Raw genomic sequence first — 24575 nt, 5'->3', positions numbered from 1 at the left:
TGCCACCACTCGCGTATGTTGTTGAATCCTGCGGCGCAAGGCGCGAAGACAATGGCCGGTCTACCAATCCCCATAGTCATATTGGACGACGACGCGGGATCGAGGAGGTCGATGCAACTCCTGTTGCAGGGACGAGGGTTTAACGTCCGCTCCTTCGCGATACCGGAATTGTTGATCGCCGAGGTGAAGGCGAATAATCCGGCTTGTCTGGTGACCGATTACCTGATGGCGGGGCATGACGGCCTTCAGGTATTGGCTGCGCTCCGCTCGGCGGGATGGAAGGGGCGGGCCATAATGGTGACCGCGTTCGGTTCGACCGAATTGATGCAGAAGGCAATCGCGCACGGCTTTGATGCAGTGCTCGACAAGCCTTGCAAGGAGTCTTCGCTCGTCAATGCGGTTATCGATGCGACGACGCGGGACGTGGGTTCGCAGGTGTGACCATGACGGGCATAACCAAGAAGCAGCCACAGCGACGCTCTTCCGCTGTCGCCCTGGACCTTTTGACGCGGCGCGAGCGTGAAGTGCTTGTGGCGGTCGCCAATGGCCTTACCAATCGGCAGACCGGCGAGTTGCTGGGCATCAGCCACAGGACCGTCGAAGTCCATCGCGCCAGGTTGATGCGCAAGCTGGAAGTGCGATCGGTTGCCCAGCTTGTTGCGCTTTATCTTCTCAAGGGCTTGCCACGCCCAAGCGTCGACAACGCCCTGACCCCATAGCTGTTCTCAAAGGCAGCCGTCTGCTACCATGCCCGGCCCGCCTGACACTTCGTATATTCCCCAATACCTATTGCCACCGATTTCGCGATCATGGTGCCTGAGTCCATTTGATGGCGTCATGGATTGGAGAAAATCATGACCTATGTGTCGGAAGTCATGCATCCGGGAGTCGATCGGGTGGCGCCGGACACCGGCCTCGCCGAACTGGCCCGGATCATGAGGGAAAAGGATATAGGCGCGATCCCGGTGAGCGATGGCGACACGCCGTTGGGGATCGTGACGGATCGGGACATCGCCTTGCGCGGCTTTGCCGGGAACGGACAGGCGAGAGCGATGACAGCCGCAGACATCATGTCGAAACCGGTCGTCTTCTGTCATGCCGAAGACAGCATCGAGGATGCGATCAGGTTGATGGAAAGCCAACAGGTCCGCCGTCTGCCGGTTGTGGATGATCGATCCAACATGGTCGGCATCCTGTCGCTGGGTGACGTCTCGCACTGTGGTCACCGCGATCTTGCGATTGAAGTCATGGCGGCGGTGAGCAGCCATCACGCCTGAGGGAATGACATCCTGACGATGTGAGGAAGAAGATGACCCAGGCAACGATGTTTGACCGCTCGACCACTCAAGCGCCCGATGAGCTTGTCCAGGCTCTCAGGCACCATGCTGAGCCATTGCCTTCGCCTGACAAGGTGGAGGATTTCGGTGCCTGTTTCGATCGGTTCGGAAATGCCAGGGTCGTCCTTCTGGGCGAGGCGACACATGGAAGTTCTGAATTTTATCGTGCGCGCGCCGCGATTACCCGTCGGCTGATAGAACGGCACGGCTTCACGGTCGTGGCGGTAGAAGCAGACTGGCCCGATGCCGCGCGCATTGACGATTATGTGCGGCACCAGGCGCCGCGTCCCAGGCGGGGGGATGTATTCATACGCTTCCCGACATGGATGTGGCGCAACCAGGAAGTGCTGGCCTTCGCCGATTGGCTGCGGGGACATAATCAGGGTTTGGCGGAAGCGCGCCAGGCATCATTCCATGGCCTGGATGTCTACAGCCTCAGCGAATCCATCCATGCCGTGCTTGCCTATCTCGACAAGGCCGATCCGGACGAGGCGGAGGACGCGCGCCGCCGCTATGGATGTCTGACGCCATGGCAGGATGAACCCGCGCACTATGGACGGGCAGTCACTCTTTCCGGCGGCAAAGGATGTGAAGATGGCGTGGTGGCGCAGCTTCGCCAGCTTCTTGACCAGCGGCTGGACCTGCTCAAACAGGATGGCGAGGCGTGGTTCGATGCCTATCAGAACGCCCGCATAGTTCGCGCCGCGGAACGCTATTATCGCGCCATGTACCGCAGCTCGACCGAAAGCTGGAACCTGCGCGACCGGCACATGTTCGAAACGCTCCAGGCGTTGATGGCGCATCGCGGTAGTGGAACCAAAGCGGTCATCTGGGCGCATAACAGCCATGTCGGCAATGCAGCTGCAACGGCGATGGGTTGGCAGGGTGAATTCAACATCGGCCAGCTTTGCCGCCTCGCTTATGGCGACGATGCCGTGTCGATCGGCTTTGGGACTGACACCGGACTTGTCGCGGCGGCCAGCGACTGGGGCGGGGCGATGGAGATCAAGTCCGTCCGTCCCGCACGCCCGGACAGTTATGAACATGCGTTCCGGCGCACAGGCGTCGTCCGCAGCCTGACTGACTGGCGGGGACCGGGCAAGGAAGCGCTGCGGGATTTGCTCGGCCACACGCTTTTGGAGCGCGCGATCGGCGTCGTTTATCGGCCCGAAACGGAGCGGCTCAGCCATTATTTCGAGGCTGTGCTGGCGGAGCAATTCGATGCCTGGGTCTGGTTCGAACAGACCTCGGCGGTAACGCCATTGGGTCCGGAACGCCCTTCAGGCGCGCCGGAAACCTGGCCTTTCGGATTATGACCATGACGCAGATATTGGTGAACCGGCAGGATGTGACAATCGGCAGGCATGGGCTGCGGGCCTTCCTCGACATGCCGGATGGCGCGACGGGGTTGGTGATATTCGCTCATGGCAGCGGCAGCGGGCGGCATAGCCCGCGCAACCAATATGTCGCCGCTGGTTTGCATCGATCACAGCTCGCGACTTTGCTGGTCGACCTGTTGACGCCGCAGGAAGAGCTGGACCGACGCAATGTCTTCGATGTGCAGTTGCTTGCGCGCCGCTTGAGGGAGGCTGCTGACTGGGCCGACGGCATGGCGCCGCTCGCCACGCTGCCGCTTGGCTATTTCGGGGCAAGCACAGGCGCGGCAGCCGCGATCATTGCCGCTTCGATGCCGGATGACAGGGCGGCTGCCCTTGTGTCTCGCGGCGGCAGGCCGGACCTCGCGGGGGCTGAAGCTCTGGGCCGGGTTCGTGCCTCGACGCTCCTGATCGTCGGCAGTCTGGACCGTGATGTGCTGAGCCTGAACCATGACGCAAAGGCGCTCATGACGGCGCCCGCGGAGCTGGTCATCGTGCCCGGAGCGAGCCATTTGTTCGAGGAGCCCGGAACGCTCGATCAGGTCATCAGCCTGGCCAGACGTTGGTTCAACTCTCACCTGAAGGGGGAGACCCGATGAAACCCCAATCCATGCTGTTTCACGATCGTCGTGATGCAGGCGTCCATTTGGCCAAGGCGCTGGCACGTTTTGCGCCGAGCCATCCGTTGGTGCTTGCCTTGCCGCGAGGAGGCGTGCCAGTCGCCTTCGAGGTGGCAAGAGCGCTTGATGCGGATTTGGATCTTCTCTTCGTGCGCAAGCTCGGCGCGCCGGGCTACGAGGAACTGGGCATCGGCGCGGTGGTCGATGGGGCAGAACCGCAACTTGTCCTCAATGAGGAAATCGTGCGGCAGCTGGCACCCACGCCGGAGTATATCCGTACCGAGATGCGCAAGCAGTTGGCTGAAATCGATCGGCGTCGGCGCGTCTATCTGGGGAATAATGAACCCATTCCGGTAGCAGGCCGTACCGTGATCGTGGTGGATGACGGCATAGCAACCGGAGGCACGATCAAGGCGGCGCTGAAGGGCATGAGCAAGGCGCATCCCGCGCGGCTCATTCTGGCGGTTCCGGTAGCGCCTGCGGCGGTGATCGCAGGTCTGCGGGAGGAATGCGACGACATCATCTGCCTTTACGAACCCCATCCCTTCTATGCGGTCGGGGCGCATTATGTGGTATTCGATCAGACGAGCGATGCCGAAGTGGTCAAGCTGTTGGCTGATGCGCGTCGGCAACGAAATACCCAATCAGCGTGATTGTGACCTCTACGACAAATTCAGCCCAGTTCGTGCTGCAATAGCCCGTTCAGGATGATCCATAGCCATTCTCCGCTGATCAATTGAGCGGCCAGGAGGGTAAGGATCAACGCGGCTGCGACTATGGCCAATATCAGCCATAGACGTGTCGCTGGTCTGTCCCGTTGCGTCATGGTTACTCTCCGGTGGGCCTGGAGCGCATGATCCGGCCTCAAGGACTGGTCCGGCTGGCGACCACGGCCGATCCGTCGGGCTGGATCTGGATAAGATGATAAGCCTTATCCTCGCATTGCGCCCTCCAGGCGGCGGACGGCGCGGTGGTTCCGGGCATCGGGCCGCTGTCGATTACTTGCTGGCAAGGCAGGCCAGCATCCCGGATGGCACGGAAAAACGCCGCATCCCGGGCCTCTTTGGGCAATGCCGCGATCTCCTCGACATAGTTCATCGTCGAACCATTCGTCTGGGGCGCGGGCGCTTCCGTCTCGTTCGCCGGTTTACACGCGCTGATGACCAGCACAGCGGCCAATAGCGGAAGTGTTCGCATTGCGATGCTCCTTCAACTGACAAGATGGAGAAGCCTATTTCCCACGTCCCGGATGCGTCGCCCATCGGGACATATACTTATTCCAGCCGTCGGGAGGGGCGCATAGCCTCACGGGCATGAAGAGGATCGTCACGCTCACGATGAATCCGGCCATCGATGTCGCCTATGAGGCGGATCGGGTCTTTCACACCCGCAAGATGCGGGCGCGCCAGGAACATTATGATCCGGGCGGGGGTGGCATCAACGTGGCTCGGGTGATTGCGCGGCTGGGCGGCACGGCGCGCGCTTATTATCTGTCCGGTGGAGCAACCGGACCTACGCTCGACGGGCTGCTGGATCAGCATGGGCTGGTCCGGTTCCGCATACCCATTGCAGGCGACACCCGCATCAGCACATCCATCTATGAGCGGGAGACGGGTAAGGAATATCGTGTCGTGCCACAGGGGCCAGAGCTGACGGCCGAGGAATGGCAAGCCGCCCTGCATCATCTCGATGGTCCGCAGGCTGACTTCCTTGTCGCCAGCGGATCGCTGCCTCCCGGCGTGCCGGACGATTTCTACAGTCGAGTGTGTCAGCTGGCGCAACGCCACGGCATGCGCCTCATCCTCGACACTTCAGGCAAGGCGCTGCAAGAGGCGGTCAGCGGCGGAGGCCTCTATCTTGTCAAACCGAGCATCGGTGAGTTGCGGCAACTGGTTGGCCGAGCGTTGATGGAGGAAAGCGAAATCTGCGCCGCCGCGCAGGAGATCGTGGATGGCGGCAAGGCGGAATATGTCGCCGTGACGATGGGTCGCGATGGCGCGATACTGGCTAGTCGCTCAGGGACCTGGCGATTGCCTGCCGTCCCTGTGGAAACCAGGAGCGCGGTGGGGGCTGGCGACAGTTTCCTGGCGGCAATGGTTTTCGCACTCGGCTGTGAGCGTGATCCCGTCGAGGCATTCCGTTACGGAATTGCCGCAGGTGGAGCGGCGGTCCTGACGCCCGGCACTGACCTCTGCCATCGCGAGGATGTCGAGCGCTTGTTCGCCCTCGTGCCGTCCATTGCGCCATCACAGGAAACATGCCGGGCCGACGCACAAGCGTAGTCCCTGCCATAAGGAAGAAGGATGACTGCCATGAAGGCCAGCGACATCATGACTTTGGGAGCGGCCACGACCACGGCTACAAGTTCCTTGGCAGCTGCCATCAAGTGCATGTCCGATCACCGGATCAGTGCTCTCCCGGTCCTTGACGAGGAGGAACGTCTGGTGGGCATCGTCACGGAGGGAGATTTTTTCCGGCAAGACCTTGGGCCTTTCCGGCTCGATGCCCTGGTTAGCGCCGAGGCGGAGGAGCGGGCACGCTCGCTGGCCTCCATGACGGTTGCCGAGATCATGTCGAGGCAGCCGATCACCGTTGATGGAGGTGAATCGCTGGAGGAAGCGATTGCCATCATGGAAGGGCGGGCAGTGAAGCGTCTGCCAGTCACATCGAACGGCAAGCTGGTCGGCCTGCTCAGCCGCGCCGACATTCTGCGCTTTCTGGTGGATAGATGATCTAGACCAGCCCGTTGTCGCGCAACGCGGCGCCGATCAGGGGCGCAAGATGGGCCTTGTTCGTAGGTCCATCGATACTGTCGCTGCTGAAGATAGGTGCGATGCCTTCTGCCTTCATGATGGCAAGATCGTCGGCACTGGCAAGGCAATGTGTCACGATCGCTTCAACCGATGTCGCGCCTGTGTCGTGCAGAAGCCGCGCCGCCTCAATCAACGTCCGCCCGCTGGCAATCATGTCGTCCACCAATATAGCGCGGCGGCCGCGAACCTTATCGATATCGGGGATGGCAAGCCTGACCTGCCTGTCGCCCAGCCGCTGCTTTGTCGCCACCAGCGTGCTTAGGCCCAGCGGTGCTGCGACAGCCTTGGTCCACTGACGGGATTCACTGTCCGGCCCGATGATGACGGGATCGTCCCGCGCGTCGATCAGGGTAGCGAGAAGGGGCGCGGCGGATAGGCTGATCGCAGGGATATCGGGAATGACCTCGCTCAGGGCGGCTATGCGATGGAGATGAGGGTCTACCGTCACCAGCCCGTCGAAATGGTCGGCTATCAGGCCACCGATGACTTTCTGGCTGACCGCTTCTCCGGCGCGGAAGGCTTTGTCCTGCCGCATATAGGCAAGGTAAGGCGCGACCAGGATGACGCGTTCCGCGCCCTGATCGCGCGCCGCCGAGGCCGCCAGCAGCAGTTCGATGATCTTGTGGTCGGGATCGTCGAATGAGCGATAGAAGATGGCGGTTCGGGCGGGTGTCGGTACACGGATCAGGCATTCCCGGTCGGGAAATCGGTGGCCCTCGACGGCGATCGTCGGGATGTTCAACAGTGACCCCAGCCTGCGGGCCGGTGCCATGCCATCTTCGAAGGCGAAGAGGACCGCGCTCATCGAGCGACCTCATATCCGGAATCTTCCATCGCCAGATCGCGCGCGAAGCCGAGACCGGTTCGCGACTGGGCATGGATACGGTAAAGCGCTTGCCCCTTCCGGACATCGCTGCCCACCTTGTGCAGCAGGTCGATGCCCGCGCCCTTGTCCATCGGGGCACCGGCAAGGCGGGCGATACGTGCGATGCGATGGCAATCAATCGCCTGCACTCGTCCATCGTGGGGGGCCTGAATCTCGTGAACATGCTCGCCCGGCGCATGTTTGGCCGTCTGCCGCCCCTGCGCCTCGATCAGCCGTTCCATCGCCGCAAGTGCTTCGCCCGAGGCGAGCAGTTCCATCGCCCGTGCATAGCCTCTGCCACCTCGCAGCGCGGGATCGAAATCGAGCACTCGTCCGGCCAGAAACAGGGCATGTTCGCGAAGGTCCGGCGGAGCATCGCCGTCGTTGCGCAGCACGGCCATGACATCGCGTGCCTCAAGCACCGGGCCGACTCCGCGCCCGACAGGCTGTGATCCGTCCGTGGTCACGATATCGATCACGAGACCGATCTTGTCGGCGACATGCTCGAACAGTTTGCGCAGCCTGACTGCATCATCCTGTGTGCGGACCTTCGCTGTTGGGCCGACGGGTATGTCGAGCACCAGATGCGTGGAACCCGCCGCCAGCTTCTTGGACAGGATGGAGGCGACCATCTGGTCGAACGTGTCGATCCGCAAGGGCCGCTCGACAGAGATCAGCACATCGTCCGCTGGCGACAGGTTCACCCGGCCGCCCCAGGCCAGCACCGCCTTTTCCCGGGCGACGATAGCCCGCATGTCCGCTTCGCACATGTCGACATTGGCGAGCACTTCCATCGTGTCGGCCGTGCCGGATGGAGAGGTGATCGCGCGGGACGAGGTTTTGGGCATGATGAGGCCGTGAGCCGCTACGATCGGCACGACGATCATCGATGTGCGGTTGCCGGGAATGCCGCCGATGCAGTGCTTGTCCACCACGAGCGGGGCTTTCCAATCGAAACGGTTGCCGACATCGGCCATCGCGCAGGTGACCGCCAGCGTTTCCTGCGTGCTCATGAAGCTGGCGCAGGCGACCAGAAAGGCGCCGATTTCCATAGGGGAATAGCGATGCGCGGCGATGTCCCGGATGATGGCTGAAATCTCGTCATCCTGCAGGGTGTCGCCGTCGATCTTGCGACGGACAAATTCCAGGCTGGCCGGGGGCATTGCCTGCGCGATCGCTACGGGCGAACCTTCGGGCAGGCCGAGCCGCCTGAACGCCTGCTCGCCCAGGCCAATCTCTCCCGGCTTCAGCAGTGTCGGCTCATCCACGAGCGCCAGCGTCGCGAGGATTTCGGCACTGTCCCCGCTGACCCGTATCTTGCGCAGCGCCTGAAATTGTTCGGCGGAATAGCCGTTGCTTTGGCGCAGGAGAAAGGCGGTGTTTTCCGGATAGGTGTCGATCGCGAGACGCTTGATCGTCAGCATGGCCTGCCCACCTCATGTCGTTGCCGTTCGCCCATCGGGAATTTTCAGCTGCCGTCGCTCGTGCGTGGGGGCAGGGGCGTTCCAAAAAGTTCCTCGGCCACGCGCGCGCAGATGTTGGCGGCGCGGTCGCGGACCCGCTGGAGTTGCTCCTCGAAAAAAGCGGCATCCGCGCTCTCCACCACGTCCCCAATATGCAGCGCCTCGGATGATTGCATCGCAAAGGCGCGAAAGAGGTAGGTGCCCGAAAGCGCGCGAAGCGCCTCTGTCTGACCCTGGGCGGCAAGCCAGTCCTCCGAAGCACCAGAGGTCGTGATGGCGCAGAGATGACCTCTGCCGAGCAGTCCTTCACCCGACTTGTCCTGAACCTGACGCACAGTCGTTCCCGCGCCCAGAACGCGATCGATATAACCGACAAGCATGGCTGGCGGCATGCCGAACCAGATAGGAAAGACGAAGACGACCACATTGGCGCCGCGCAATATGTCCAGTTCCGCCGTTACGTCGGGCGACAGGTGATAGCCCTTGCGATCAGGCCGTTCGCCATTCTTCAGCACCGGGTCGAAATTCATGGCGTACAGGTCGCGCAGGATAGACTGTTGCCCCGCAGCCTCAACAGCCTGGCAATAAGCATGGGCGACGGCGGCGTTGAAGCTGTGGGGATCAGGGTGCGCGAGCACCACTGCATGCCGGATAGGAGAAGGAGCAGCTCGGGGCATCGGAACCTCCATCTTCACGAATGGCGATGTCTCGCCTCCTCATATCCATCGAGTATGCGCCGCATTTGGGCGAGGGCCTCGCGGCGTGCCCGCTCGTTCTTGATGCGGCCGAGATGCTGTTTGAGATGGGTGATAAAGTCGGCATAGTCATTCTGCCAATCCGGCCCGCTAAGCTGTTCCATGTCCACGCGACCTGTCTGGATACGCTTCGCCTGCGTTCCCGGCTCAAGCGCATAGACCTCGCCGATCTGCGGCGTGATGATATCTGTGGCGGGATCGTCTGCCTGAACGAGGGTCCGCAACGCTGCCACCGCTTCGGGTTCGCCATGATCGAGGAAAAGGCTGCCGGTTATCGGTCGGCGCGCGCTGATCCAGCTGTGCAGTTCGTCGCGGTCGGCATGGGCGGAATAGCTGTCGATCCGCCGAATGCGCGCGCGTACGTTAACATCTTCGCCGGAGATACGCACGCGCTGCGCGCCGTCGAGAAGGACCCGGCCAAGCGTGCCCTTCGCCTGGAAACCCACGAACAGGACGGTCGATTCCCGCCGGAAGAGATTATGCTTCAGATGATGGCGGATGCGGCCTGCCTCGCACATGCCCGATGCCGCCATGATGATCGCGCCCGACATGGTGTTGAGCCGAACGGATTCCGCGACATCCTCGACATAATGGATCGAGGGATGACGGAAAATATCTTCGCCGCCCGTATCCTCCAGCTCCGAGGCATGAGCCGCGAACACCTTGGTCGCCCGGCTTGCGAGCGGTGAGTCCACGAAGATCGGGACGTTAGGAATCCGGTTGGCATCGGCCAGCTTGGCAAGGTCGAGGAGCATTTCCTGCGTCCGCTCGAGCGCAAAGCTGGGGATCACGAGATTGCCGCCGCGGCTTAAGGCATCCTTGATCTCGGCCTCAAGTTGACTGCGGCGCTGCTCGATCGTGAATTTTTCCCGCGCGCGATCGCCATAGGTCGCTTCGCAGACGACATGATCGACGCCGGTCGGCGCTTGCGGGTCGGGATGGAAGGCTTTGTTGACCGGCCCCAGGTCTCCCGACATCAGCAGGCGCATGCCCGCTGCCTCGATTTCCACGGACGCCGCGCCCAATATATGCCCCGCATTCCAGAAGCGCGCGCGAAATCCGGGCGCCGGATCGAACCAGTCGCCCAGCGGCACGGGACGGCTGAGCCGCCAGGCGTCCAGCGCATCCTCTTCGGTGTAGAGGGGCACGAAGAGGCTCTCGCCCGCGCGGTCGCGGCGCCGATTGCGGCGATCCGCCTCGCTTTCCTGAATCCTGCCTGCATCCGCCAGCATATATTCCAGCAGGTCGGAGGTGGCGGGCGTGCACCAGATTGGCCTCTTATAACCCTGCGCCGCCATTTTGGGCAGAAGGCCGCAATGATCGATATGGGCATGGGTCAGCACGACCGCGTCGATCTTGGCGGGGTCGAAGCTGAAGGCGCCGTGGTTCAAGGTTTCAAGCGTGCGCGATCCCTGAAACAGCCCGCAGTCGACAAGGATGGCTCGATCGCCCAGCCGCAATTCCATGCAAGAGCCCGTGACCGTGCCTGCCGCGCCGTGGAATGTCAGAGTCAACGCTGAACTCACGCGAACCTCTCCCGCTCATCTTTTTCCCGATCATAACTCAATAGGCCAAAGAAGGAGAGAGGCAGTCCGTAGTTATACGGATGAGGCGGCCTCCATGCCTGTCATCCGTATCATTCCCAATGTTCCTGATGGCATGGCCTCTGCAAACTCCCGCCCCATGACCACCGAAACGCTAGCTGCGCCCCCGCCCGTCAAGGATGACGTGATCGTCTGGTTCGATGCGCTCGGACGCGCCGATGTCGGGCGCGTGGGTGGCAAGAACGCCTCTCTTGGCGAGATGGTCGCCATACTCGGCAAGGCAGGCGTGCAGGTTCCGCCGGGCTTTGCAACAACGGCGTGGGCCTATTGGGCGTTCATCGACCATAACCGCATTGGGGATCGACTCGCGGCCATCGTGGCGCAGTATCGGAACGGGACGATGCCGCTTCATGAAGCGGGTGAGGCAGCCCGCCGCCTGTTTCTGGATGCGGAACTGCCGCCGCAAATCGCCGAACCCATTATCTCCGCTTATCGCGATTTATCGCGCAATGCCTGCAAGCACGAAGTCGCTGTCGCGGTGCGATCCAGCGCGACAGCCGAGGACCTGCCGGACGCCAGTTTCGCAGGGCAGCAGGAGAGTTTTCTCAACGTCGTTGGCGAGCGCGCCTTGCTCGATGCATGTCGGCGTTGTTTTGCCTCGCTCTTCACCGACCGGGCGATTGCCTACCGTGAGGCCAAGGGTTTCGACCATCTGCGGATCGCGCTTTCCATCGGCATCCAGATCATGGTGCGATCCGATCTGGCCGGGTCTGGCGTCATGTTCTCGATCGATACGGAGACCGGATTTCCGCGCGTCGCCGTCATCAGCGCGGCCTGGGGTTTGGGCGAGACCGTGGTGCAGGGCCGCGTCGATCCCGACAGCTATTTGGTCTTCAAGCCTTTCCTTTCGGACGGGCGACTGAAACCGATCGTGGAGAAGCGGATCGGTGCCAAGGCGCAGAAGCTGATCTACGCGACGGGCGGCAGCGCGCGTACCGAACTGGTCGATTGCAGCCATCACGAGCGCGAGCATCATGTTCTGGAAGACGAGGAGATACTAGAATTGGCGCGCTGGGCCGTGCTGATCGAGCAGCATTATGGCTGCGCGATGGACATGGAATGGGCCAAGGATGGAGAGAGCGGCAAGCTCTTCATCGTGCAGGCGCGACCGGAAACCGTGCATGGCGCGCGATCCGCCACCGCGCTCAAAACCTGGCGGCTGACGGCCAAGGCGCCCGCGTCGCTCGCCACGGGCGCAGCTGTCGGCGACGCGATCGCTGCCGGGGCAGCCTGCATCATTCGCAGCACCGATGACATAGCGAGCTTTGTCGATGGAGCCATCCTCGTCACCGACAACACCGATCCTGATTGGGTGCCCGTCATGCGGCGCGCGGCGGGCATCGTCACGGATCACGGTGGCCCGACCAGCCATGCGGCCATTGTCAGCCGCGAACTGGGCGTCCCTGCGGTCGTGGGCACCGGCGACGCGACGAGCCGCATTGCGGCGGGCCAGGAAATAACGCTCTCCTGCGCCGAAGGCGACCGGGGTCAGGTCTATCCCGGTCGGTTGCCCTTCACAGGCGAAGAAGTGGATACGGCCAGCCTGCCTGCGACGCAGACGCAGTTGATGCTGAACGTCGCCAGTCCCGCCAAAGCCTTCCGCTGGTGGCGGCTCCCATCTCATGGCGTAGGCCTGGCCCGGATGGAATTCATCATCAGCAATCTCATCCGTGTGCATCCGATGGCGCTTGCCCACCCCGATCAGGTGACGGACATCGCCGAGCGCCGCGAGATTGAAAACCTGACCCGCAGCTATGCGCATCCGCGCGATTATTTCATCGAGACATTGGGGCGGGGCATTGGGAAAATCGCGGCCGCGCACCATCCGCATCCGGTGATCGTGCGCCTGTCCGACTTCAAAACCAATGAATATGCCCATCTGCTGGGCGGCGCCGCGTTCGAGCCGCATGAAGAAAATCCTATGCTCGGTTTCCGGGGTGCGTCGCGTTATTATCATGAACGCTATCGCGACGGCTTCGCGCTGGAATGCCGCGCCATCCGCTTCGTGCGGGAAACGATCGGCTTTGAGAATGTCATTGTCATGATCCCCTTCTGCCGGACGCTGGCCGAAGCGGACAAGGTCATCACCGAAATGTCGCGGCATGGGCTGATGCGAGGCGAGCGGGGGTTGCAGCTCTACATGATGGCGGAAATCCCTGCGAATGTTGTCCTCGCTGAACAGTTTGCCGCCCGCTTCGACGGCTTTTCGATCGGCTCCAATGATCTGACGCAACTCGTTCTCGGCGTCGATCGTGATTCCGATCTGCTCGCCCCGCTGTTTGACGAGCGCGATCCGGCGGTAATGCAGATGATCGCAGACCTCATTGCTCGCGCGCGAAAGGCTGGCGTAAAGGTAGGAATATGCGGGCAGGCGCCGAGCAACTATCCCGAATTCGCCGAGTTCCTCGTGCGCGAGGGCATCGATAGCATCTCCCTCAACCCCGACAGCTTCGTTGCGACCCTGAAGACTGTTGCCCTAGCGGAGGCCAGGCAGAAATCCCCGGTTGCATGATGTGCGGACGCTGCTGAGTGTCGGCCCCGATTCCAGATAGCCTTAAATGGTCTTCGGGGGGACATCTTGGTCTTGTCGGCCTCTCCACGTCACAGGCGCGCGAGCGGCTGGCGGAGGATGGCCCCAACGAACTGCCCCGGCCAAACCGACGGACGCCCCTGCGCATCGCGATGGAGGTGCTGCGGGAGCCGATGTTTGCCATGCTGCTGGCGGCGGGCGTTGTCTATCTTCTGCTCGGCGACCGCACTGAGGCGCTGATCCTGCTCGGCTTTGCTGGCTTGTCGATCATCATCACGATCGTGCAGGAGGCGCGCACCGAACGTACGCTTGAGGCATTGCGAGACCTCTCGGCACCGCGCGCCCTAGTGGTACGTGACGGGGAAACCCTGCGCATCCCTGGTCGTGAGGTCGTAAATGGCGACATTCTGGTGTTGGAAGCGGGGGACCGGATCGCAGCGGACGCACTGGTGGTGGAGGCACGGGAGCTTGAAGCAGACGAGTCGCTGCTGACCGGCGAGGCGGTGCCGGTCCGCAAGCGGCCTGGGCTCGCCGGGGATGCGGAACGGGCGGAGCCGGGGGGCGACGATACCCCTCATCTCTTTTCGGGAGCGATCGTGACGCACGGCGGGGGCATCGCACGGGTGACGGCTACCGGCACGCACAGCCGCATTGGCCAGATCGGACGGTTCCTCGAAACATTGGAGACAGAAGCGCCGCATCTTCACAAGGAAACCACCCGAATGGTCAGCCTGTGCGCGGTCGGCGGTGTCGCCGTCGCACTGCTCGTGGTCCTGCTGTACGGATGGCTGAGGGGCGACTGGATGGCGGCGCTGCTGGCCGGGATCGCGACGGCGATGTCGTTGCTGCCTGAAGAGTTTCCAGTGGTCCTCACCATATTCCTGGCCATGGGCGCATGGCGTATTGCACAGGTCGGCGTGCTCACCCGACGGGCCTCCGCGATAGAGGCTCTGGGCGCCGCCACGGTCCTGTGCACGGACAAGACGGGGACACTGACCCAGAACCGGATGACCGTCACTGAATTGTGGCTGCCGTCAGGTGAGGCGGCGATTCTTGGCGAGGGCTTGCCGCAAGCGCAATTCCATGACCTGATCAGCGCGGCCGCCCTGGCGAGCGCTCCCGTACCGGTCGATCCGATGGAGGTGGCATTCCACACCGCTGCTCGGGATGTCCGGGTTCCCGCCCGCGAAGACTGGCTCCTGGTCCACACCAATGGTCTTCAGCCGGACCTCCTGGCAATGTCCAATGTCTGGCGGCCCGCGAACGCCGGGGAGCCATTGCTTGTTGCCGCGAAGGGCGCACCGGAAGCGATCGCGCGTCTGTGTCGACTGGACGAAGGGGCTCGTTCGGCCCTTGAGCGGGCGGTTCAGGTCATGGCGGCTCGCGGGATGCGCGTTCTGGGCGTGGCTTCTGCCAATATAGCGGAGCCAAATGTCGGGATAGGGCATGAAGCGCACGCGTTCAGTCTTCTCGGGCTGATCGGCTTGTCCGATCCGCTGCGGGCGGGGGTTCCGGAAGCCGTGGCCCAATGCCGCACGGCCGGGATCCGGGTGGTCATGATAACCGGCGACTACCCCGCCACCGCGCAGGCTATTGCGCTACAGACGGGGATCGGCGCAGGCGCGCTCATGACCGGCGGCGACGTCGCGGCAATGTCCGACGCGGAGCTTTGCGCACGGGTGAAGGACGTGGCTATTTTCGCGCGCACCATGCCGGAACAGAAGTTGCGAATTGTCTCGGCGCTCAAATCGGCGGGTGAAGTAGTCGCTATGACGGGCGACGGTGTCAACGACGCACCGGCGCTAAAGGCTGCCCATATCGGCATCGCCATGGGGAAGCGCGGCACGGATGTAGCGCGGGAGGCTGCGGCCATCGTCCTGGTTGAGGATGATTTCGGTGCCATCGTCGTCGCCATTCGGCTCGGCCGCCGCATCTATGACAATATCCGCAAAGCCATAGGTTTCATCTTCGCGGTCCATGTGCCGATCGCAGGGCTTGCCGTTTCCCCACTTCTGCTGGACCTTCCGCTGGTGCTGGGGCCAATCCAGATAGCCCTTCTCGAAATGATCATCGATCCGGTTTGCGCGCTCGTCTTCGAAGCCGAACGGGAAGAAAACCGTATCATGCGCAGGCCGCCGCGCAATCCGGACGAACGCCTCTTTTCCGGACGTCTGGTCCTGCCAAGCATCGCTTATGGCGGGATTGCCTTCGCGCTGCTCCTTGCTCTCCATGTCTGCGCAACCGTCTGGGGCTATGACCCTGGCCGCGTGCGGGCGCTCCTCTTCTTCGGGCTGGTGACATCCATCATGGCGTTGGTGCTGGTCAATCGGTCCTTCAGTACATCCCTGACGAGCGCCGTCTGGCGACACAATGTTTCGCTGCGCTATGTCGCGCTGCTCGTCCTGCTAGCTTGTGCACTGATTTTCATGCTGGAACCCCTGCGTCAGGTTCTGGACTTTGCTCCGTTGAAGCTGATGGATTTGGCCCTCCTGATCCTGATGCCAGCCTGCGTTCTCCTTCTATGCGAACTGCTCAAGGGGCGCATGGGATGGAGCGCACGTCGCGCCGCGCGCGCGGATTGACGCACTGTCCATCTCCATGTCAGCTTTTTTGGACCCCGCCGCGGATCAATGCTTGCGCACAAACTCCGCTCGCAGGACCAGGCCTTTGATGCCCTCATAGCGGCAGTCGATTTCCTGTGGGTCGCCCGTCAACCTGATCGACTTGATCACGGTGCCCTTGCGCAGCGTCTGCCCGGCGCCCTTCACCTTCAGATCCTTGATCGTGATGACGCTGTCGCCGTCCGCCAGAAGGTTACCGGCGGAATCATGCACTTCAACCCGGTCTGCGAGCTGGTCCTTGGCAGCAGCCTCCGCCGCGGAGATCCACTCGCCCGAAGCTTCGTCATATACATACTCGTCGTTCGTATCGGTCATTTCAAATCCCCGGATCTGGTGGTTGGTTGAGCCGCTGGGCTGCGGAAGTTGGTGCGAGAATGATTGCCCTTGCGAGGCGGAGGGCATCGGGAAAATCATCGCTGAAGATGACGCGCCGATCCGCCGGTCCCAGCGATACCCGCTTGAGCATCGCCATGGGTTGGGCCTGGACGCCTGAAACGATGATCTGCGTCCCGGCGGAGGCCGCTTGCCGGACGATTTCCTCGATCGCCGTCACGCCGCTCGCATCAAGCAGGGGCACCTGCCGCAGCCGAAGGATGATGACCTTCGGTGTGGGGCCGACCCGCCGCAGCGTATCGAGCAATTCATTTGCGACGCCAAAGAAGACCGGTCCATCGACACGGAACACCTCGACACCCGGCGGAAGCGCATCGCGCTGGTGGATGTCCTCCCTTTCTTCGGGTGGCGGCGTTCCATCACCGCTGTCGTTCGCAATCTCCACCGTGCGGCTCATGCGCATCATGAACAGCAGCGAAGCCAGTGTCACCCCTACGCCGATCGCCACGGTGAGATCGACCAGAACAGTAAGGCCGAAGGTCAGCAGCAACAGGCCCCGGTCGCCATTGGGCATTCGCAGCAACTGGATGAAGCGATGATGTTCGCTCATGCCCCAGGCGACCATGAAGAGGATGGCCGCGAGTGCTGCCAGCGGCACGAAAGCCATGAGATCCGAGGCGAACAGGATAAACAGCAACAGGAACAGCGCATGCATCATGCCCGCGATGGGCGTGATGGCGCCCGCCTTGATGTTGGTCGCTGTGCGGGCGATGGCGCCCGTCGCTGGCAGGCCACCGAATAATGCGGATGCGATGTTGGCGACGCCCTGGCCGACAAGCTCCTGATTGGATCGATGCCTTGATCCGATCATGCCATCGGCCACGACCGCAGACAGAAGCGCCTCGATTCCCGCCAGAAACGCGATCGTGAAGGCAGAGGGGACGACCGCCTGAAGCTTGGCAAGAGAGAAATCTGGCAAAGCAGGCACAGGAATTCCGGTGGGCAGGTTCGGAAAGCGCGATCCGATCGTTTCCACAGGCAACTGGAGCAGCGCCGCCGACGCTGCTGCCAATATGACTGCGATCAGAAAGCCCGGCGCCCGTGGCGCCCATTTGCGCAGTGCGATGATCAGCGCCAACGATCCGGCGCCGATCGCCAAGCTCAATATCTGGATGCTGCCCAGCGCAGAGAAATAGGCCTGCCATTTAGGGATGAAATCGGCAGGGACACCGCCGTCTATCCGCAGGCCGAGAAAATCCTTCACCTGGCTCGACGCGATAATGACGGCGATGCCTGCGGTGAAGCCGATGACGACGGGTTGGGGAATGAAGCGGACGAGACTGCCCAGGCCTGAATATCCAGCAATGATCAGCATCAGCCCAGCCATCAGCGTCGCCAGGAGCAGTCCGTCATAGCCATGCTGTGCGATGACCCCGAAAACGACGACGACAAAGGCGCCTGTCGGCCCACCGACCTGAACCCGCGATCCGCCGAGCGCCGAAATCAGGAAACCGGCTATAACGGCTGTGATGAGTCCCTTGTCAGGCGACGCTCCACTCGCGATCGCCAGCGCCATGGCAAGGGGCAGGGCGACAATCGCGACCGTGAGTCCGGCAATGCAATCGCGCCGCAGGCGATCGGCCGAATAGCCCTCGCGCAGGACGGTGATCAGCTTCGGCGTGAAGGCGACAAGCCGTGCGTTACGTTCCATCGTCTTGGGCCGTCTGATCGAATAGCACGGAGGGCACGCGCCTGGGTTGCTGGCCGGACGCTGTTTCCCTGAGGCGGACACCACGTCCCGCGCCACTACTCGGGGCATTCTCGCCGATAATCTCGATCCCTGCCGCTTCGAGCGCGCTGATCACCTTCACCAAAGTATCAACGACGCTGCGCACCTGCCCATCGGAAGCTTCCATGCGCTGAATGGTCGGCAGCGACACGCTCGCCAAAGCGGCGAGTTGGCGCTGATCGATACCGAGCAACGCTCGCGCCGCCCGCATTTGCTGAGAAGTGATCATTGGTCCTCATATGATGTATAAAACATCAAATTACATTCTTTGAATGTATATATGCAATGCGATAGGTCAAATCTAGATTTCTTTTATCGGATGGCGAGAGCAGACCCACGTCGCAATCAAGACAAACTTAACAGTCCGGACGACTGTCGTCCTTGCGCACCATTTTCGTCCGCATCAGTTTCTCACACGGGAGGATGAGCAACCCGAAGCCTCACCTCCCACGAAATGCTGGTTTAAACGCCGCATCGGATCGGCGCGACACCCCTCTTTTACCTTGCGGCAAGCTGGGGCGGCGCTATGAAGAGCGCGCTGGATCGCGCCACAGGGGGCTTGCACGGACAGATCCGGCGAGGCTGGGGGGATAGCCTTGAGCGCTATAGGGAATTTCTGTCGGATCTTGGCCGGGCTGGGCGCTTTGGGCCTGTCATCTGCGCTGGCCGCGCAGCCGCAGCTTGACCGGCCGCTGTTGCAGGACAGCTTTCGCATCGGCAGTGGCGGCGGAGCGCTCTGTCAGGCGCAGAGCGTCAACGGCGACCCGGCAAGCCGCACCATGTTCGATCGCGCCTGGGCCGTTGTATGTCGTGACGCCGCGCGTCCGGTAGGCCGTATCTATGCGCTCCGGCGGAGCGGGGCCGATAGCGAAGCGGCGCTGCTTGAAAGACTGTCGGCATCGCGCCGATCTTCCGCGAACTGCGCCGCGCCGGGCGGCATGACCTTGCCCGATATTGGTGCGGTAACAGTCCGCAATTGCTCCAGCGAAGCGGGCGCTTACCGCATCCTGTCCGTCGAACGGGGCAAGACGCTTTATGTGACGCAGGGCTTCGCGCCCTATGACACGGTCCTGGACCTTGGCCTGCGCACCGTCATGTTGGGCCGCACCGTGCCGGGCAAGATAGACATCGTTACGACCGGTGGCAGCAATGCGGCGGCCTTTGCCCGGATGCAGGCGGCGACCCTCGATCCGCAGACCGTGATGGCGGAGGGCTATCGTCGCAACGCTTCCGGCAACTATGCGGAGGCTGCGGAATTTTTCGACAGCCTGACCGATCGCCTTGCCCGTAATCCCGATACGCAAGCCTTAAGCCCCGCCGAACGGACCAACCGACAACACGAATATCTCGTGAACCACGGTTTGCAATTGTCCAACCTTGGCCTGTTCGATCAGGCCGATGCCGCCTTTGCCCAGGCTCGCGCCGTACCCACGGCCGACGCCGTCCAGCTCCGCCTGCGTCGTAATTTCGAAGCGGTGCATCACCTCAATCAGCGCGATCTTCAGGGCGCGCTCGCCTTGCTCGACCAGCCGGTGGAAGGTGGGACGGCGCTGGCCGCTGGCACTGATGGCGCAGTGACCTTGCCGAGCGACGTGGCGGCGGAATTGAGCAGTGGCGCGCCTGAAACGCGGGCGCTGGGCGTGCGGCAGGATACGGCGCTTACGCCGCGTGAGCGGGCGGCCATACTCGATGCGCAAGCACAGCAATTGCGCGGCACCATCTTGCGCCTGTCGGGCAAGCCTCGGGAGGCGCGCACCGTGCTTGCCCAGGCGCTCAACGACGTGCAGCGGGTGCGCGATGGCCGTGTGACCTCGATCACCCGGCTGCGCGCGCAACTGCTCGGTGAGATCGCGCTGACGCACGAAGCGGAGCAGGATTATGGCGGTGCCGAGGCGCGGCTCAATCAGGCCGTCAGCCTGATCGCCGCGCAATATCCCGAAACGATGGCCCTCAACGGCACGCATGCCCGTTTGGGCGCGTTCCTCGTGCGGCGCGGGCGGACTGATGAGGCGTTGAAGACCTATCGCGCGATCATGACGTCCACCGTGGCCAATCGTGGCACGCTGACGGCGATGGCGAACCAGTTGCAGCCCTATTTCACGCTGCTCACGTCCGAAATGCCCCGGCGCCCCGAACTTGCGGCGGACCTGTTCGAAGCGTCGCAATTGCTGGTGCGTCCCGGTGCGGCCGAGACGCTGGAATTGCTGAGCCGCGAATTGTCGGCGGGCGACGGAGAGGCCGCGCGCCTGTTCCGCCAGTCGACATCCCTCTCGCGCGATATAGAGCGCGGCCGCATCGCCCTCGCCCAATTGCGTGAAGCGGGCAGGGATGACAGCGCGACCCAGGATGAGATCGCGCGGCGGCAGGCGGAGATCGACGCGCTGGCGACCGATCAGGCCGCGACGCTGACGGCACTGGCCGCCTATCCGCAATATCGCGCCGTTAGCCCGCAGGCGCTTACCCTTGGCGAAATGCGCGGGACGTTGAAAGCGGGGGAGGGCTATTACAAGCTCGCGCAGCTTGGCGATGCCCTCTACGCCCTGTGGATAGATGGGCAGGGCGCCACTGGCTTCCGCTTGCCTGTCAGCGCTGGCGAGATGGCGCGCAAGGTCGCGGCGCTGCGCGATACGATTTCGACCGACGTCGCGGATGTGCAATCCACCTATGCGCTCGACCTGCCGGTGGCGCGCAGCCTCTATCTCGACCTGTTCGGCCCGATCGATGAGCGGCTGAAGAGCGTGCGCCATCTGATCTTCGAGCCGGACGGCGCGATGCTGCAACTGCCGGTCAACCTGCTGGTCGCCAGTCAGCCTGGCGTCGATGCCTATGCCGCGCGGCTGGAGAAGGGCGGCGACGAGTTCGACTTTCGTGGCGTCGACTGGCTCGGCCGCGATCATGCGGTGAGCACCGCCTTGTCGGCCCGCGCTTTCCGCGACGCCCGGCTCACGCCGCCCTCGGGCGCACCGCAAAGCTATATCGGCTTTGGCGACAATGCGCCGATCGCCGGGCCAAGGTTGGCCGCGCTGACGCGTGGCGCGCTGCCCGGTCAGGCTGACGATTGCAGCTGGTCGCCTGCCCAATGGAGTCACCCCATTCCGGCAGACGAGTTGCGTCAGGCGGCGCAGGCGGTTGGAACATCGGGCAGCGAACTCGTCACCGGCGCGGCCTTCACCGATGAGGCGGTCAAGGCGCGCAATGACCTCAACCATTTCCGTATCCTGCATTTCGCGACCCACGGCCTTGTCACGCCGCCGCGTGCGGGATGCCCGGCCCGTCCTGCCTTGCTGACCAGTTTTGCGCCAAAGGGCGGGTCGGATGGCCTGCTGCAATTTGGCGAAATCTTCGATCTGCGGCTGGATGCGGACCTTGTCATATTGTCGGCCTGCGACACGGCAGGGGCGGCGGGGGCCGAAACGACCCGCGCGGCCGGGCTTTCCGGCAGCGGCGGAGCGCTTGACGGACTGGTGCGCGCATTCATCGGTGCGGGTGGCCGTTCCATCATCGCGAGCCATTGGCCTGCCCCCGAAGAATATCGCGCGACCGAAAGGCTGATGGCCGGGCTGTTCGCGGCGGCTCCCGACCAACCAGTGGCTGAGGCGCTGCGTTTGGCCCAGATTCAGCTGATGGACGATGCGGACACTTCGCATCCCTTCTACTGGTCCGGCTTTGCCGTCATAGGCGATGGCGCCCGTCCGTTGATCGCCCGGCGCTGATCCCGATGGCGGCGCAAGGCCTGTTGCGCCGGGGCGCGCGCGTGATGCAGGACGCGGGGCGATGGCGGCTTGCCGGGACGGCGCTGTTATTGCTGCTGGCGTTGTTCGTCGCGGGGTGGAACTGGACCAAGCCATTGGGCGCCGCCGGTTCAGAGCGGGAGATACCGACCGCCGACGCGGAGCGTGGCCTGTATGATTGGCGCGCGGCCACTTTCGCGCCCCGTGTCGAGCAGGACAAGCGCATCCTGATGGTCGTCTATGACGATCAGACATTGATCGCCACGCGCAAACGCTCACCACTGGACCGCGGTCTTTTGGCGCGGGCGCTGCGCAATCTGGACGCGATGGGCGCAACCTCCATCGGCATCGATATATTGTTCGATCAGCCGCAGGATGAAGACGCGCAGCTATTGTCGGCGCTGCATGCGATGCGCACGCCGGTCTGGCTCGGCTATGCCAATTTCGGCGATAACCGCGAACAGATCATCTTCGAACAGCAGCAATATCTGGACCGGTTCATCGCTGAGGCGCGGACCTCCAGGGTCAGGCCCGCGAGCATCCGGTTGGAAACGGATTCCGACAATGTCGCGCGCAGCTGGCCAAAGCCAGTGCCGGGCCAGCCACCGCTGCTGTCGCTGGCGATGCACCCGTCGGCACCCTTTGCGCATTATGGCGGCGCTATCCGTTTTCGCATGCCGAACGCGCAGGCGGACGGATCGGAAGAACCCGTAATCCCGAGCCTTCAGATCGACCTGCTCGCCGATCCCTCCATGGCTGCTGCTCTGGCGCCGATGGTGCGGGGCCGACATGTGCTGATCGGCGGTGACATCGTCGATATCGATCAGTTCGAAACACCGCTGTCCGGACGGCAGGCGAAGTCCACGATGATCGGTCTGGAAGTGCATGCCACGATGCTTGCGCAACTGCTCGATCGCGCTCTGTTGCCTGCGGTGCCAGGTTGGGCATTGTGGATCGCGGCGGCGCTGATCATACTGGCCGCAGCGCTGACCAGCCTCGCGGATTTGCGTTGGTTCTGGCTGGTGCCCGCACTTGGACTTCAAGCCGTGGCCATAGCGGGCTTGCCGCTTTGGTTGCAGGCGAGCGGCTGGGACACCAAGGGGCTGCCCGCCGCCGGGTGGGCGCTGGGCTGGGTCGTCACCTTTACGGCCGTCAGCGCGGCGGCGCGGGCGGTGAATTCGCAGCAGCGCCGCTTTGCGCAGGCGGCGCTGGGAAAATATCTTCCCCGCGACATCGCCGCGCAGATATTGGCCGAGCCAGAGAAGCTGGCGCTGCATGGCGAAAAGCGACCCATCTTCACCCTCTTCACCGATCTGGAAGGCTTCACCAAACTGAGCCACGCGATCGCGCCGGAAATGGTCGCGCAGTTGCTGAACCGTTACCTCGACATGTTGAGCGACGTCGTCCTCGCCCATGGCGGGACCATCGACAAATTCGTCGGCGATGCGGTCGTCGCATTCTGGGGCGCGCCGATCGCGCGAGAGGATGACGGGCGCAACGCCGCACTCGCGGCTTATGCCATGTGGCAGGCGGGGGAGGCGTTCCGGCAAGATCTGCCGCCCGGCGTCCCGCCGATCGGTCGAACGCGAGTGGGGCTGCATCATGGTGATGCGATCGTCGGGAATTTCGGCGGCGAAGGGCGCATTCAATATACGGCTCTGGGCGACAGCATGAACACGGCGGCGCGGCTGGAAGCGGCGAACAAGGCGCTGGAAAGCTCAGTGCTGGTTTCGCGAGAAGCAATGGAGCGGTCGGGCCTCGACTGGTGGCGGCCGATGGGCCGAGTCCGCCTTCGCGGTCGGTCGACGCCCGTCGACCTGTTTGAACCAGCGCCGAATTTCGCGACCGCCGATCGCGCTCGGCTGAGCGCCGCGCTTGCCGCCTTCGACACCGAAGATGCGGAGAAGCGGGCGACAGGGCTGGCCGAGCTCAAGGCAGTGGCGCAGGAGCATCCGGATGATGCGGCTCTCGCCAATCTGGTGTATCGCTATGAATATATTGGGGACGGAGGAACTTATGGTCTGGGCTAAGGGGGTGGTGGCGCTCGGGATGGCGGTGGCCGTGGGCGCTGGGACGCCTGCATGGGCCGACAGCCTGGTGGTGCGGTCTTCGGGACCCTCGGCGGGCAGCTATGCGCCGGGCAAGAAGCTGGCCGATGGCGGGGCACTTCTGCTCAAGGCGGGGGACGTTGTGACGTTGCTCGATGCGAAGGGCACGCGAACGCTGCGCGGGCCGGGTCGTTTCAACGTGACGGCGGCGGCGACAGTGCCTGCTTCCAATGTGACCATGGCGGCGCTGCTCGATACGAAAAGGGTTCGCCGGGCACGCACCGGGGCCGTGCGCGGTGCCTTGGGGGATGCGTCAGCGGTAGCGAAGCGGCCCAATCTGTGGCTGGTCGATGTTGCGCAGCCGGGGCCGCTATGCGTGTCCGATCCCGCCGCCGTGCGCCTGTGGCGTGCCGATGCCAAAACATCGGCAACCGTCCGCATCAGCGGCGGCGGCGCGCAGGGTACGGCCAGCTTCAGCGCCGGAGAGGCAATGGCGGCATGGCCCGCAGCGCTCCCCGTCAAGGATGGCGCAACCTATCGGGTGGATGCCGATGGGCGTTCCACCGACATTCGCTTCACGCTGCTGGGGGCGCCCGCTGGCGGGATCGACAACATGGCATCGGCGCTGATTGCGCATGGATGCCAGGCGCAGCTTGATCTGTTGATCGATACGGCGGCACGCTAGGGACT

At 63.1% G+C, this 24575-nt stretch carries 22 protein-coding genes; 13 read left to right on the top strand and 9 right to left on the bottom strand.

The genetic code is table 11. From position 1 onward, the window contains the following. Window positions 1-15: 15 nt before the first annotated feature. The 6 genes from ACZ51H_RS14650 to ACZ51H_RS14625 all read left to right on the top strand — a co-directional run bounded on the left by ACZ51H_RS14650 (window position 16) and on the right by ACZ51H_RS14625 (window position 3986). Window positions 16-441 (top strand): response regulator, encoded by a 426-nt coding sequence (locus ACZ51H_RS14650; RefSeq protein ID WP_464803428.1) that lies wholly within the window; start codon window positions 16-18, stop codon window positions 439-441. A 2-nt stretch (window positions 442-443) separates the two neighbouring features. After that, window positions 444-719 carry a response regulator transcription factor gene (locus tag ACZ51H_RS14645; RefSeq protein WP_449469565.1) on the top strand — a complete coding sequence of 92 codons (276 nt, stop codon included), beginning with the start codon at window positions 444-446 and terminating at the stop codon, window positions 717-719. A gap of 135 nt (window positions 720-854) precedes the next feature. Further along, the gene (locus ACZ51H_RS14640) at window positions 855-1277 is read left to right on the top strand and encodes a CBS domain-containing protein (RefSeq protein ID WP_449469564.1); all 423 of its coding nucleotides are present in this window, start codon (window positions 855-857) and stop codon (window positions 1275-1277) included. 32 nt (window positions 1278-1309) lie between these two features. Continuing rightward, window positions 1310-2653, top strand: a complete 1344-nt coding sequence (locus ACZ51H_RS14635) for an erythromycin esterase family protein (RefSeq protein ID WP_464803427.1) — start codon at window positions 1310-1312, stop codon at window positions 2651-2653. A 2-nt stretch (window positions 2654-2655) separates the two neighbouring features. After that, the gene (locus tag ACZ51H_RS14630) at window positions 2656-3312 is read left to right on the top strand and encodes a dienelactone hydrolase family protein (protein WP_464803426.1); all 657 of its coding nucleotides are present in this window, start codon (window positions 2656-2658) and stop codon (window positions 3310-3312) included. Further along, the gene (locus ACZ51H_RS14625; protein ID WP_449469560.1) at window positions 3309-3986 is read left to right on the top strand and encodes a phosphoribosyltransferase; all 678 of its coding nucleotides are present in this window, start codon (window positions 3309-3311) and stop codon (window positions 3984-3986) included. The genes ACZ51H_RS14630 and ACZ51H_RS14625 overlap by 4 nt, the downstream gene beginning before the upstream one ends. Window positions 3987-4006: 20 nt before the next feature. Here ACZ51H_RS14625 and ACZ51H_RS14620 read toward each other — a convergent pair whose 3' ends face one another. Further along, complete coding sequence (locus ACZ51H_RS14620) at window positions 4007-4159, bottom strand: hypothetical protein (protein WP_449469558.1); 153 nt, start codon at window positions 4157-4159, stop codon at window positions 4007-4009. Between the two features lie 38 nt (window positions 4160-4197). Beyond that, a complete protein-coding gene (locus ACZ51H_RS14615; RefSeq protein ID WP_460988581.1) occupies window positions 4198-4530 on the bottom strand; it encodes a hypothetical protein in 333 nt (110 codons plus the stop codon). 116 nt (window positions 4531-4646) lie between these two features. Here ACZ51H_RS14615 and ACZ51H_RS14610 point away from each other — a divergent pair, with 116 nt between their 5' ends. After that, window positions 4647-5615: a 1-phosphofructokinase family hexose kinase gene (locus ACZ51H_RS14610; protein ID WP_460988582.1), complete on the top strand. Its 969-nt coding sequence runs from the start codon at window positions 4647-4649 to the stop codon at window positions 5613-5615. Window positions 5616-5636: 21 nt separating this feature from the next. Then, window positions 5637-6065: a CBS domain-containing protein gene (locus ACZ51H_RS14605; protein ID WP_464803425.1), complete on the top strand. Its 429-nt coding sequence runs from the start codon at window positions 5637-5639 to the stop codon at window positions 6063-6065. A 1-nt stretch (window position 6066) separates the two neighbouring features. On the opposite strand, the gene ACZ51H_RS14600 is transcribed toward ACZ51H_RS14605, so the two are convergent. Genes ACZ51H_RS14600 through ACZ51H_RS14585 form a run of 4 tightly spaced genes read right to left on the bottom strand, consistent with a single transcriptional unit; the run spans window position 6067 to window position 10755 of the window. After that, window positions 6067-6951, bottom strand: coding sequence for a ribose-phosphate diphosphokinase (locus ACZ51H_RS14600; protein ID WP_464803424.1), 885 nt, complete (start codon window positions 6949-6951; stop codon window positions 6067-6069). Further along, complete coding sequence (locus ACZ51H_RS14595; RefSeq protein ID WP_464773233.1) at window positions 6948-8435, bottom strand: thymidine phosphorylase family protein; 1488 nt, start codon at window positions 8433-8435, stop codon at window positions 6948-6950. Before ACZ51H_RS14595 ends, ACZ51H_RS14600 begins: the two co-directional genes overlap by 4 nt. Before the next feature lie 44 nt (window positions 8436-8479). After that, a complete protein-coding gene (locus ACZ51H_RS14590) occupies window positions 8480-9151 on the bottom strand; it encodes an NAD(P)H-dependent oxidoreductase (RefSeq protein ID WP_464803423.1) in 672 nt (223 codons plus the stop codon). Between the two features lie 14 nt (window positions 9152-9165). Continuing rightward, window positions 9166-10755, bottom strand: a complete 1590-nt coding sequence (locus ACZ51H_RS14585) for an MBL fold metallo-hydrolase (RefSeq protein ID WP_464803422.1) — start codon at window positions 10753-10755, stop codon at window positions 9166-9168. 157 nt (window positions 10756-10912) lie between these two features. Between ACZ51H_RS14585 and ppsA the strand changes: the two genes are divergently transcribed. Further along, a complete protein-coding gene (gene ppsA / locus ACZ51H_RS14580) occupies window positions 10913-13345 on the top strand; it encodes a phosphoenolpyruvate synthase (protein WP_464803489.1) in 2433 nt (810 codons plus the stop codon). A 17-nt stretch (window positions 13346-13362) separates the two neighbouring features. Continuing rightward, on the top strand, window positions 13363-15945 hold the full coding sequence (locus tag ACZ51H_RS14575; RefSeq protein WP_464803421.1) for a cation-translocating P-type ATPase: 2583 nt from the start codon (window positions 13363-13365) through the stop codon (window positions 15943-15945). A 45-nt stretch (window positions 15946-15990) separates the two neighbouring features. On the opposite strand, the gene ACZ51H_RS14570 is transcribed toward ACZ51H_RS14575, so the two are convergent. From ACZ51H_RS14570 to ACZ51H_RS14560, 3 genes are read right to left on the bottom strand one after another with little or no spacing between them, the layout of a single operon-like run. Continuing rightward, window positions 15991-16299: an alkylphosphonate utilization protein gene (locus ACZ51H_RS14570; RefSeq protein WP_449469547.1), complete on the bottom strand. Its 309-nt coding sequence runs from the start codon at window positions 16297-16299 to the stop codon at window positions 15991-15993. Window position 16300: 1 nt separating this feature from the next. Continuing rightward, on the bottom strand, window positions 16301-18028 hold the full coding sequence (locus ACZ51H_RS14565) for a SulP family inorganic anion transporter (RefSeq protein WP_464803420.1): 1728 nt from the start codon (window positions 18026-18028) through the stop codon (window positions 16301-16303). Further along, window positions 18018-18335, bottom strand: coding sequence for a helix-turn-helix domain-containing protein (locus ACZ51H_RS14560; RefSeq protein WP_464803419.1), 318 nt, complete (start codon window positions 18333-18335; stop codon window positions 18018-18020). Before ACZ51H_RS14560 ends, ACZ51H_RS14565 begins: the two co-directional genes overlap by 11 nt. A 415-nt stretch (window positions 18336-18750) precedes the next feature. On the opposite strand from ACZ51H_RS14560, the gene ACZ51H_RS14555 reads away from it, so the two are divergent. The 3 genes from ACZ51H_RS14555 to ACZ51H_RS14545 are packed head-to-tail and all read left to right on the top strand — an operon-like array spanning window position 18751 to window position 24570. Beyond that, complete coding sequence (locus ACZ51H_RS14555; RefSeq protein WP_464803488.1) at window positions 18751-21819, top strand: CHAT domain-containing protein; 3069 nt, start codon at window positions 18751-18753, stop codon at window positions 21817-21819. 5 nt (window positions 21820-21824) lie between these two features. Then, entirely contained in the window at window positions 21825-23867 is a 2043-nt protein-coding gene (locus ACZ51H_RS14550; RefSeq protein WP_464803418.1) for a CHASE2 domain-containing protein, read from the top strand. Further along, complete coding sequence (locus ACZ51H_RS14545) at window positions 23854-24570, top strand: hypothetical protein (RefSeq protein WP_464803417.1); 717 nt, start codon at window positions 23854-23856, stop codon at window positions 24568-24570. Before ACZ51H_RS14550 ends, ACZ51H_RS14545 begins: the two co-directional genes overlap by 14 nt. Window positions 24571-24575 lie beyond the last annotated feature (5 nt).

This window comes from Sphingobium sp. TomMM15 (assembly GCF_055397045.1).
This window is presented reverse-complemented; position numbering and strand designations above follow the sequence as displayed.